The sequence below is a fragment of the Francisella sp. Scap27 genome, assembly GCF_013394105.1.
GTDB lineage: Bacteria > Pseudomonadota > Gammaproteobacteria > Francisellales > Francisellaceae > Francisella > Francisella adeliensis.
Genome location: NZ_CP041326.1, coordinates 1,464,820 through 1,477,712, shown reverse-complemented (window position 1 = coordinate 1,477,712; position 12,893 = coordinate 1,464,820). Strand labels below are relative to the sequence as shown.

The following is a 12,893-nucleotide window of genomic DNA, read 5'->3' as shown; positions in this document are numbered from 1 at the left end:
AATAAAATTACTATTTATTTTTAAAAATATGTCTTATTAACTTTGCAACCATCAAGTGTGAGCTTATATGCGTACAATATTTGTACTAAAAACACAAAACTTACAGACAATAATACTGCAAAGGCAATTCCTATTTCCTGGTAAATATAACCCAAAAGACTGATAAATGCTATAAGCAAGATAATAAGTAGTAAAGAGGTAGATGCTACAAACTTATTTTTCCCCATATAAATAAGAGTAGGTGCTGCTAAACACCCCATCAAAATCACGCACTGAGTGATAATAAACATCAGCAAAATACCTTCATCAACAACATATTCCTTACCATATACTGATAGTATATCAGCGCCATAAAGTAAAGTTATCTCTATAAGAATAAGACTTAACAAGGTTATATTAAGTGTATTTCTATTAAAAATTCGTCTGATTATTATATATTTTTTATCGTAAAGTGCTTCAGCTATTGGCTCTAGATCGACCGATTGTATACATGCAGAAAAGTTTGTTGCTATTAGTTGTGAAAGAGCTATCACTGTAGCAAAAATACCGACACTCTCTTCATTATTAAGAAACACTTCTGCTCCAATAATTGACAAATAAGGTATTGTGAGTAGAGCTAGAGTATAAGGTAGTCCTGAAAGGCCAGAACTAAGCCACCCTGCATAATCAATTTTTTCAGGGTTACAAACAAATATTTTCATTCTCTTAAAGAGAAACAAAGCCATAATACAAAGAGACAATATCCATGGAATCATAAACAGAACAACTGCTATATGTGAATCTCTAAAAAACTCATCATAAAACATCAAGGACGCTAAAAGTAACATTGAAAAATGTATTAAAGCTTTAAAGAGAATATTAGCAAAAACTGGCATTGAAAAAGAGATAATAACTCTATAAAAGAAAAAAGTAAGTGCCATAAATGGTATAAATAATACAGCAACAAAAACTGGATGATCATCTTTGAAGTATAAAATATCTTTTGCAACTAAATATCCAATAAAAGCTATCATATAATATATAATGCTTAAAAGTGCTACCACAGTAAATACATAAATCACAAATGCTTTAATAACACCATTTTCTCTAGCTTTAACTGCTGTCGCTATAACATTTATTGCAGTCATATCAGCACCAAGTAAACATACTATATAAGCGACAACTGCCACACTATATGCCGCTGAGAAATCTCCGAAATCTTCTGGTCCAAGATATCTAGCAACTACAATTGTAGCAAGAAAAAATGATATCGAAGAAAACAGCTGAATCAATAGTAGAAATAAACTTCTCTTCATGCTTCCCCTTATATTTTTAGTAAAACTTAATTACTTTGCTTATACTTGTTGCATTTAATCTCTAGTTTTTTACTTCATTATTTTCAAGTACTACTTTCGATACTTCTATAGGAACTTCTATATTATTCTCTTTTAACTTTTCAAAAACCCTTGCTCTCAAGTCACTCTCTATAGCTAGCTGCTGGACTTTATAGCAAAATGCTCTCAGAGTGAAATTAAGACTATAATCACCATAATCTTCAAAAACAACAAATGGTTCTATATCTTTAAGCACCCTATCATGATTTTTTGCAACATCATAGAGCACCTGTGATACTGCTCTAGGGGCGCTATTGTATGCAACTTTAACTTTTAAAACGATTCGACTTATTGGGTTAAAGGTTTCATTTGAAATCACATCACTCATAAATAAACTATTTGGAATAATAAGTGTTTTACGATCGAAAGTTTCTACATGTGTTGATCTAAGGCTGATTTTTTTTACTTCTCCAAGCTCACTATCTACATTTATCCAATCACCTATTTTGACAGGTCTTTCAACCAAAAGCATAAGTCCTGCAAAAAAGTTTTTGATAAGATCCTGTAATGCAAAACCAAAACCAACAGATAAACCACTTACTATAAATGCTAGTGATGTACCACTTATTCCAAACGAGTATATAAATATTACCAAAGAAATAAATATGCCTAAATAACCTATTGCTGTATTTATGGCCTTGTGTGTACCATCATCAATATTTATATAAGGTAAAATATGCTTATTAGATATGCTTTGAATAACTCTTGAAATAACTAAACATACTACAAGTATAAGAATAGATTCTAAAATATTTAATATCGCAAAATGTTTCTCACCTGCAATATTAAAACCATAGTAATAAGCCTTATAAACATTATCTGCAATTTGATGATAAGGTATGCCTATCTCAAGAAGAACTAAAATAATACCTACGATAATAAAAATCATTTTGATAATTGTTCTTGTCCAATACTCAAAAATACTCTCATTCTTCGAATCACGGACTTTCTTAATTACAAGCTCACTATAATTAGATGTTTCTTGTAGTTTTGCTAGGAACATATAAATCATTATAGTTAAAACACTATACAATGAATAAAAAACCACAAAAACAAACATTATTCTAAGTATACTAATGATTACACCAGCTATTAGATTATCTGAACCAATAAAAGATAAACTTAAATAAGCAACTGCTAAAATAAATATAATAAATCTCACAGCATTCTTATAAACACTTAAACCTTTAGTTATTGAATATGAACTACGCATTTTTTGCACAACTTTTATTGCCACAAAAACTAAAAGTAAACTAAATATAAATGATATAACCGTATTTCCTTGAGCTCCATAGACAGGGTTATATGCAGCAGAAACGGAAAAATAATCTACCCCATGTATTGATAATAAACATAAAAGTATAAACACATAAAGCTGTAACCAAAATACTGTTACACGCCTCATATTGACCCCAAGTATCTTAAGTAGAATAAATATAATATTTTGAATGACCAAATATATAAAAATTATATGATTTCTTTCAACCCAACCAAACTCTACAATTACAAACTTAAGAATTCCAATAGTAATTAAAGATGCTACAAATGTGCACCAGAAAATTCGCAAAAATATGTTTATTTTATTGATTAGTTTACGATCTTTATAAGTGTTTAATCTACCTTCAACAAAACGCATATTAATTGCAAATAAATATACACAAATGTTATACACTATAACAGCAAATATCGCCGATAAAAAAAATGGTATAAACTTGTTATGCTTTTCTATATTTTGCTTTATTTCATTAATGCCTTTTTGCCAAGCACTTGTATAGCCAAGAAAGTTATCTCTCCTTAATATACCCTTATTACGCGATTGTATTCGCATTTGCGTAACTTCACTTAATCCTATATCTATAATTTGCTTTGAATCGACGATATAAGCTTTAGCTTCTTCTAACTTATAGAGCTTTGATTTAATAAAATCATATCTATCTCTAACGACTTTATTGGTAAATTCTTGTCCATGTTTGATTAAAGGAGCGTATGTTTTTAGCTGTCCTTTTCGTAATGCTATTTCTTTATCCACTTTATTCTCAAGTGCTATTAGCTGATTAAAACCTTTTAGCGCTTGCTCTCGAAACTCATAAAGCTGTTGCCCACCTATTACCTCATCATTCTCATCATCTGCAATATAGTCTGCCAAAGGAGCTAGATTTGACATAATAATATCGGTTTTCTCAATAATTGTTTTACTATCATTTGAATACTCTATTTTTGAGTAAGAAATATCTATACTCAGTAACAAAAGTATAATAGAAAAAAGAGTTTTGAGTTTCATTGACTACAGTCTTTTTTTAATTCAACTTATTTGCAAATAAAGCATCAGTAAAATCATTTGCTTTAAACACCTGTAAATCATCAATTTTCTCACCAACACCAATAAACCTTATTGGCAAGCCCATTTTTTTAGCAATAGAGAATACTACCCCTCCTTTTGCTGTACCATCAAGTTTGGTAATTGTTATACCTGTTAAATTGACTAAATCATTAAAAGCTTCCGCTTGGGAAAGTGCATTACCCCCTGTTGTAGCATCTAGCACTAGCATAACTTCATGAGGTGCTGAATCATCAATCTTATTAATAACTTTAATGACTTTCTTAAGTTCTTGCATTAAGTTATCTTTGTTGTGTAGCCTACCTGCGGTGTCTGCTATTACCACATCAACACCTTTTGACTTAGCTGAACTTATTGCATCATAAATAACTGAAGCACTATCAGCACCTTCATGTTGATAAACAACCTGAGTATTGTTGCGGTCACCCCATTCGCGAAGCTGCTCAACAGCTGCAGCTCTAAAAGTATCTCCTGCTGCTAGCATCACAGATTTACCTTGAAGCTGTAACTTTTTGGTAAGTTTACCAATAGTTGTCGTTTTACCTACACCATTAACACCAACTACAAGTATTACATGAGGAGTATTTTGAGAGTTAATCTCTAAAGGCTTCTCACTTGGTTTTAAAATCTCAGTAAGCTTTGCTTTGATAATATCATTAAGTTTATCAACAGTTTGCAGCTCATTTCTAGCTACTTTATCACGAAGATGATTAACTATTTCATCTGTTGCTTCAACACCGATATCAGCTGTAAGAAGTTGCATTTCTATTTCTTCTAAAAGCTCTTCATCAACGATTTTTTGTCCCATTAAAATGGTATTTAAACCGCTACCAAACTTACCTGCAGTTTTAGAAAGGCCTGACTGTAGTCTAGAAAAAAGGCCTTTTTTTTGACTCTCGTTAGATGGTTGCTGTACTTCTACAGACTCTTTTTTCTTCTTAAAAAACATATTAATTCCAGTAAAGATTATTCAAAATATTTATCTTTAAGTTTTGCAATCTTCTGATGGAGTGGATCAAACATACTAACAATATTTTTAGATTTAATAAGATGAACTTCTCCATCAAAAGCTATTTCATCCCCTGCTCGAGCATAAACTTCAAGCAACATAAAACGAAGATTTATATTGTTTGGACTTTTTTCTAATGAGTCTTGAACCGTAATACTCGCTTCCATATATTTTTCGCCATCAAGATATTGCTCGACCAACTCTTCAACATATCTCATCTCATCTTCTTCATATATCTCAGAATCAATTTCTTCTACTAAATCATCTGTTTTTTTAAAGCTATCATCACTAGCTGTTTCAAAAACCATACCTTTTGATGTTTTAATAGCTGTGCTTTTAGCATTTTGAGGAGCAGTAATACTTTCTTCTGCACTATTATCATCCTCTGGTTTATCACCTGTACTTACTAACTCTACTGTTTCGTTAGTTTTATTTTCACTAGTATTAATAAGATCATTGATATCACTTTCTAGATTAACTTTTTCATCTAAATCTTTATCCTTGATATTTTCAGCAGCAACTTTACTATGCCTACTTCCATCTAATGGGGCAGAGAAATCAAAAGCTTCTTGAGGACCTTGATGACTATCATCAGCTTTATAAAAATCGCTATCAGATACTACTGGAGAAATTCTAGACATCAGATGATCTCTTCTTTTCTTGGAAAGAACCTCTAACTCTTGTTCTTTTTTTGAGTTTCTGCTATCCCAAAACCTTTTACCAAATATAAATAACCCGAACAAAATAATAATCACAAAAATAAATTTAGCTAACTTACTAAAAATAGAGCTTGACTCACTACCATCATTCGACTGAGTCTCTTGAATATCTTGATTATTGATTTTACTATCTAAGTCACTACCATATGTAACAACTTTAGCATCATCATTTGGCATCATGTTTGGAACAGTATTTTGTGATGATGTTGTTTGAGTATTTTGTGTCGCAGCTGACTGATTAGGAACCATAGCTTGGTCACCAAGATTTGATGAGTCTGTTGTTGAAAAATTATTATTGCCAATAACTTTAGGTGTCTGTGAAACATTACTAGCATTATATGTCCCTTGGACCATCTCATTACGAACTAAAGTAAGTCCATCTTCAACTTCATCTTTTGTTGTTGGAATAGCAAGCTTATCTCCAATCTTTATGCGATTATCAACAATCCCTGGAACCTCAGACTTATTGATACCTTTAATAGAATCTGTTAACTCACCAGTACTTATACCATTTACAGTGTGTGATTTGGCAATCTTATATAAATAATCGCCGCTTTTAACAGTGTATATTTCCATTGAATATAATGGCTGTAACGCAACTATAGCTGAACCCGCTATCAAAATTTTGCTGATATTCTTTAACATCTAGAAAACCCTATAATATACTTTAAATAAAGACTCAAAAATTATAGCATATTTTAGTGTATAGAAACTAGATGATTTTATTTAATGCTCACGAGTAGAACTAAAGATTATATCTGGATTTTTGTCTTGTGCTAACTGTAAGTTCACACCTGTCGGAGCAAGATAAGTCAAGTACCCAGCACCATCATAAGATAAGTTAACTTCATATTTTTTCTTAAAATCATTAAGTTTTTTCTCATCATCACAGAAGACCCAACGAGCTTGAACCACATTCACACCTTCGTACGAGCATTTTACATTGTACTCACTAGCTAAGCGTTGTGCTACTACATCAAACTGAAGTACACCTACCGCACCAAGCACGAGATCATTTGAAATCATTGGTTTAAACACTTGCGTAGCACCTTCTTCTGATAACTGAACCAGACCTTTCTGAAGAGCTTTCATTTTAAGAGGATCATTCAGTTTGACTCGCTTGTAAATCTCTGGAGCAAAGTTTGGTATACCTTTAAATTTAAGTTTTTCGCCTTGAGTAAAGCTATCACCAATTTGGATACTACCGTGATTATGTAGACCAATAATATCACCAGCATAGCCCTCTTCTACTTGCTCTCTTTCGCCTGCCATAAATGTAAGAGCTTTTGAGATTTGCATTAGCTTGCCTGTTCTTTCATGGTAAATTTTCATACCACGATGGTATTTACCTGAGCAGATTCTAAAAAATGCTATTCTATCACGGTGCTTATCATCCATATTCGCTTGGATTTTAAATACAAAACCCGTTAATTTTTCTTCGCCTGCGAGCACATCGCGTTGATTTGCCTCACGACCTTGTGGTGCCGGAGCAATATCTGTAAAGCCATCCATCATCTCTTTTACACCGAAGTTACTAAGGGCTGTACCAAAATAAACTGGTGTTAATTTTCCATCAAGAAATTCTTGTTGGTCAAACTCATTACTAGCACCTTTTACAAGCTCAATTTCCATCTCAAGATCATCATAAAGATCTGCACCAATTTCATTTTTTGCATTTACTAGACCTTTTATCTTCTTAAATGGATGAATCTCATGCCCATGCCCTGTCTCAAAAAGTGTAACCTCATCATTATAAAGGTCATATACGCCTTTAAAAAATTTACCCATACCTATAGGCCAGTTCATCGGAGCACATTTGATTTTCATGATATCTTCAACCTCATCAAGAAGCTCAAGTGGATCACGAGTATCTCGGTCAAATTTATTCATAAATGTAAGGATAGGTGTATCACGCAACCTACACACATTCATAAGTTTAATAGTTCTATCCTCGACACCCTTTACAGCATCTACAACCATCAAAGCAGAGTCAACTGCGGTAAGTGTGCGGTAAGTATCCTCTGAGAAATCCTCATGCCCTGGAGTATCTAGTAGGTTTACAACACGATCATTATAAGGAAATTGCATTACAGAAGTGGTAATTGAGATACCTCTATCTTTCTCCATTTGCATCCAGTCAGATGTCGCATGGACGCCACTTTTTTTAGCTTTTACGGTACCTGCTGTCTTGATAGCATTTCCAAATAAAAGCATTTTTTCAGTGATGGTAGTTTTACCAGCATCCGGATGCGAGATGATTGCAAAAGTTCTTCGTTTTGCTATTTGTTGTAGAAGTTCGTTCATAATTTTATGAGTAAATAATTAAAGATATCTATTTGATAAAAGAGTTTACTAAAAATATTGAATTTAGAAAACCAAAAATATTGTTTTAGTGATAGACTTGGGGCTTACTAGTAACTCCTACACCTTGCTCTCCTGCTTTTCAGTGCAATGTTATACCACTCAAAATATATTTAATGCGTAACTTCAGCTAGTAAATCACAAATCTGCTTTTCTATCTCTAGCAATGGTAAAGATGAATCTATCTCATAAGCATTACCTGTCTTTGCCACAAGATCTTTAAAAGTCTTACGAGCACGATGGAAAAACTCCAAACCTGCCTGCTCAATCCTATCTGGATCACCAACCTTTTTAGCTCTCTGCAAACCAATTATCGGCTCAACATCTAAATAAATGATCAAATCCGGCTCACAATCTTTTATAAAATTATTATTAAGTGCATTAAGCTTAGTAAACCCAAGCCCTCTTCCACCACCCTGATACGCCATGCTAGACCAATAAAACCTATCTGAAACGACTGTAGCACCATTATTAAGGTTTGGTTTTATAAGGCTATGTATATGCTGAACTCTACTTGCATACATTAGTAGAAGCTCCGTATCTGAGTGGACTATTTCATCATCATTATTTTGTAATGCTAAATTACGAATATCTTCTGCAACCCTTGTACCTCCGGGTTCACGAGTATATATTGCGTTGATGTTTTTTTGCTCTAAAAATTTTTTAATAAAGCTTATAGCGGTACTTTTACCTGCACCATCTAAGCCTTCTACTACTATAAATTTAGCTTTCATAACTCACCTTAAACAATAAACCCAACCACAGATGCAGAAAGCAAACTTACTAACGCTGCTCCATAAAGTATCTTGATACCAAATTTTGCAATTTTAACAGAAGCATCTTTGCTCAATGCTTGCACTGCACCTATTATCACTCCGATAGAACTAAAGTTTGCAAAAGATACCAAAAAGACTGATATAACAGCTTTGGTATGCTCAGAGATTTCTGAAGAATGCTTTGCTAAATCTTGCATTGCCACAAATTCATTAGTAACAATCTTCGTACCCATTATCTGGCTTGAAAGCATCACCTCATTACCACGAATATTTAAAACCCATGCCAAAGGATAAAATACATACCCTATAATTTGAGTAAACGTAATGCCGATGACATGTGAAAAAATCACATTTATTAGATCTAATAATGCTATATAACCTATCAATACAGCTGAAACAATAACAGCTATCTTGAAGCCATCAAACATATAGTTTGCTAGCATTTCAAAAAAACTAGCTTTTTTAGTTTCATAATCTTTTTGAAGCTTATCAAAATCAAAGTCTTCTGAGTTATCATAAGGATTAATAATATGTAAAACAAAAAAAGTACCTATCATGTTTAACACTATAGCAACACAAACATATTTAGGATCTATTATTGCCATATATGAGCCAGCAATCGCAAGAGATACTGTCGACATAGCTGTAGCTGCTAGAGTATACAAAACATTTGATGGTAAATGATCAAGTAAATTCCTATAAACTAAAAAGTTCTCTTGTTGCCCAACTGTAATAGAGCTAACAGCATTGAAGGCTTCCATTTTACCCATGCCTGTAATTTTACTGAGTATTAAGCCAACATACTTAACAATAAAAGGAAGTATCTTAAAATGCTGTAAAGTTCCAATTATTGCGGAGATTAGAACTATCGAAAGCCCCACATTAAAGAAAAATACAAAGCCATATTTATCCATATTTGCAAGATTACCAAACACAAACTCAGCACCTTCATGAGAGTGTTGCAATATACGCTCAAAACCACTAGATAAAACACTTACAAACTTAATTCCAGCTGTAGACTGTAAGATAAAATATCCAAGAATAAGCTGTAAGCCTAGTATAATAAAAAGGTATCTATATTTGATGTTTTTACGATCACTACTCCACACAAACGCTAAGAGAAAAACAACTGCAACACCTAAAATTAAATAAAGTATTTTTGTAACTAGCATATACAACCCTATATGATTAATCCCACGATATTTGCAGATAAAAAGCTTACTAACAAAGCACCATAAACTATTTTCAAACCAAACTTAGCAACCTTAATAGCTGCCTCTTTACTTAAAGCTTGAACTGCTCCAATAATTATACCAATTGAACTTAAACTAGCAAAAGAAACTAAAAACACCGAAATAACTGCCTGCGTATGTGCAGAAAGATTTGCCGACTGATCTTTTAACATTTGCATCGCAACTAGTTCATTTGCGACTATCTTTGTACCCATTATTTGGCCAGCAATATATGTTTCATTGCCATGAATATTTAAAATCCAAGCAAATGGATAAAGCAAATATCCTAAAATCTCTCTAAAACTTATACCTAATACCGCAGTAAAGATTCCATCTATCATTGCCAAAAGAGCCACAAAACCTATAAGCATTGCACAGATTATAACTGCGACCTTGAAACCATCTAGTATATATTCTGACAGCACTTCAAAAAAGCTTTGCTTTGTATTTTCATAATTATCATGAAGTTTTGAATACATTAGGTCATTAGTTTTTTCATAAGGGTTGATAATATTTAGTACAAAAAATATACCAAACATATTTATCACAACAGCAACACATACAAGTCTTGGCTCAATAATAGATATATAGATAGCTATTGCTGCTAGAGATATGGAAGACATTGCCGTAGCTGCCATTGTATACAAAACATTTGAAGGTAAATGGCCAATTATTTTTTTATAGACTAAGAAATTTTCTTGCTGGCCAACCATCAAAGAACTAACTGCATTGAAAGATTCAAGTCTACCCATGCCAGTTATTTTCGACAAAATAAATCCTATAGATTTTATAATTACTGGCAGAATTTTAAAGTATTGTAGAATTCCTATTATCGCTGAGATTAAAACTATAGACATCCCAACATTAAAGAAAAATACAAAACCATTTTTTTGAGAATTTGCCAAATCACCAAAGATAAATGCTGTACCTACATGAGCATACTCAAGTAGATTATTAAAGCCATTAGAAACATGGTCAACAATAGTGACACCCAAACTTGAATCAAGCATAATCACTGCTAGTACTAGCTGAATAACTAAAATAATAGCTAGAGTTTTATACTTTATATTTTTCCTATCAGAACTCCAAAGAAAAGCCATTACAAAAACAACGACAAGTCCTAACAAAAAATATAAGATTTTAGATAAAATCATAACTCTATATCACAAACCCCACAACACTTGCTGATAAAAAGCTTACAAGTATTGCTCCGTATAAAATCTTCAAGCTAAACTTAGCAACTTTTACAGATGCTTCTTTACTTAAAGCCTGTATCGCACCTATTATAATACCGATAGAACTAAAGTTCGCAAATGATACTAAAAACACTGAAATAACTGCTTCTGAATGAGCAGAAAAAGATTTTGTATGCTGAGATAACATTTCCATAGCTACAAATTCATTAGTAACTATTTTTGTACCCATTATCTGACTTGCTAAATGTATCTCGCTACCGTTTATATTTAGAAGCCATGCTAAAGGATATAAAATATAGCCTATAATCGCTCGCAGACTTACTCCACAAATTGTGGTAAAAATATCATCTGCTAGGTTTAAAAATGCAATAAAACCGATAATCATTACACAAACGACGATTGCAACTTTAAATCCGTCAATAATATACTCTGAAAGCATTTCAAAGAATTTCTGCTTATTTTCTTCTTCAACCTGATCATTAAGAAATTTATAGCTTGTTTCTTTAGTTTTCTCATAAGGGTTTATGATATTTAACACAAAAAATGTACCAAACATATTTAGTACAATTGCGACACATACATAAGTCGGATTTATAATTGTCATATATGCAGCAGCTGTCCCTATCGAAACAGTAGACATCGCTGTAGCAGCCATAGTATAAAGAACATTTGAAGGCAAATATTGCAAGATTTTCTTATAATACAAAAAGTTTTCTGACTGACCAACACTTAGTGAACTTACCGCATTAAATGACTCTAACTTACCCATACCTGTAAATTTTGACAATACACTACCAATCCCCACAACTATATAAGGAAGAATTTTGAAGTGTTGCAAAACACCTATCACGGCAGACATCACAACTATTGGCATCGCAGCATTAAAGAAAAATATAAAGTCTTTTGAATCTGCTAAACCACCAAATACAAATGAAACTCCAACATGTGCACTTGACAAAAGCACTCCAAACGCTTTGTTTACGGTATCTATAATTTGGACACCTACAGAGGTACTTAGCATAAATTTCGCTAGAATAAGCTGTACCACGACAATTATCACTAAATATTTGTAGCGAATTAGCTTTCTATTACTACTCCATGCAAATGCTAATATATATATAACCAGTAGACTTAATACAAAAAATAAGAGTTTAGTAGCCATTTGTATCTTCTTGTGTTTGTTTGAGTAAATTATCTAACAATCCGCTAACACCAAACCTAAATTTATTTGCGTTAACATAATTACTGTTGAGTATAGTATCAGCTAAGTTTATGTATGCAATAGCTTGCTCATAATTCCTAATCCCCCCAGAAGCTTTAAAACCAACTCCCGCACCATTATTAGAAATAGTTTCCAGCATTGTTTTAGCTGCTCCAAGCGTTGCACCTACTGGAGTTTTTCCTGTAGAAGTCTTTATGAAATTCGCACCATTTGCAATTGCATCAACACTTGCTTTTTCTATTAGATGATTTGAGTTTAATTCTCCAGACTCTATAATCACCTTTAGTACCTTATCACCACATAGCTCTTTAACAGAATTTACAATCTCGCATGAGTTTGAGCTTTCGCCAGTTTTAATATACTGATTATAATCAATCACCACATCAATCTCATCAGCCCCAAGCTCAAGAGCTTCTTTTGCTTCTGAAATGACTTCTGCTAATGAAGAGTCTCCGTTTGGAAAATTTACTACAGTAGCTACCTTAAAATCTTGTCCTAGTTGCTTTTTAACAACAGGAATAAATTCTTTGAAGACACAAATTGCAGCAACCTCTCCAAGAGAGTTTTTTGCCTTAGAGCATAGATTTATAATATCTTCATTTGTATCATTTTCGCCTAATTGAGTTAAATCCATTAGCGAAACGATTTTTTGTTTAGTTATCATACT

10 protein-coding genes are annotated in these 12,893 nt (G+C 32.7%); all 10 read right to left on the bottom strand.

Features of this window, described 5'->3' with window-relative positions; all coding sequences use genetic code 11:
- Positions 1-20: 20 nt before the first annotated feature.
- The 10 genes from FLM55_RS07070 to deoC all read right to left on the bottom strand — a co-directional run bounded on the left by FLM55_RS07070 (position 21) and on the right by deoC (position 12,890).
- On the bottom strand, positions 21-1,295 hold the full coding sequence (locus FLM55_RS07070; protein WP_178948642.1) for a hypothetical protein: 1,275 nt from the start codon (positions 1,293-1,295) through the stop codon (positions 21-23).
- Between the two features lie 61 nt (positions 1,296-1,356).
- Entirely contained in the window at positions 1,357-3,654 is a 2,298-nt protein-coding gene (locus FLM55_RS07065; protein ID WP_178948641.1) for a mechanosensitive ion channel family protein, read from the bottom strand.
- Between the two features lie 16 nt (positions 3,655-3,670).
- On the bottom strand, positions 3,671-4,660 hold the full coding sequence (ftsY, locus tag FLM55_RS07060; protein ID WP_178948640.1) for a signal recognition particle-docking protein FtsY: 990 nt from the start codon (positions 4,658-4,660) through the stop codon (positions 3,671-3,673).
- Between the two features lie 17 nt (positions 4,661-4,677).
- Positions 4,678-6,084, bottom strand: a complete 1,407-nt coding sequence (locus FLM55_RS07055) for a LysM peptidoglycan-binding domain-containing protein (protein WP_178948639.1) — start codon at positions 6,082-6,084, stop codon at positions 4,678-4,680.
- Positions 6,085-6,165: 81 nt separating this feature from the next.
- Entirely contained in the window at positions 6,166-7,743 is a 1,578-nt protein-coding gene (locus FLM55_RS07050; RefSeq protein ID WP_178948638.1) for a peptide chain release factor 3, read from the bottom strand.
- A 170-nt stretch (positions 7,744-7,913) separates the two neighbouring features.
- A complete protein-coding gene (gene tmk, locus FLM55_RS07045; protein ID WP_178948637.1) occupies positions 7,914-8,534 on the bottom strand; it encodes a dTMP kinase in 621 nt (206 codons plus the stop codon).
- A gap of 8 nt (positions 8,535-8,542) precedes the next feature.
- Complete coding sequence (locus FLM55_RS07040; protein ID WP_178948636.1) at positions 8,543-9,748, bottom strand: NupC/NupG family nucleoside CNT transporter; 1,206 nt, start codon at positions 9,746-9,748, stop codon at positions 8,543-8,545.
- Positions 9,749-9,756: 8 nt separating this feature from the next.
- Complete coding sequence (locus FLM55_RS07035) at positions 9,757-10,959, bottom strand: NupC/NupG family nucleoside CNT transporter (protein ID WP_306293448.1); 1,203 nt, start codon at positions 10,957-10,959, stop codon at positions 9,757-9,759.
- Positions 10,960-10,966: 7 nt separating this feature from the next.
- Positions 10,967-12,166 (bottom strand): NupC/NupG family nucleoside CNT transporter, encoded by a 1,200-nt coding sequence (locus tag FLM55_RS07030; protein WP_178948634.1) that lies wholly within the window; start codon positions 12,164-12,166, stop codon positions 10,967-10,969.
- Positions 12,156-12,890, bottom strand: coding sequence for a deoxyribose-phosphate aldolase (gene deoC / locus FLM55_RS07025; protein WP_178948633.1), 735 nt, complete (start codon positions 12,888-12,890; stop codon positions 12,156-12,158). The genes FLM55_RS07030 and deoC overlap by 11 nt, the downstream gene beginning before the upstream one ends.
- Positions 12,891-12,893 lie beyond the last annotated feature (3 nt).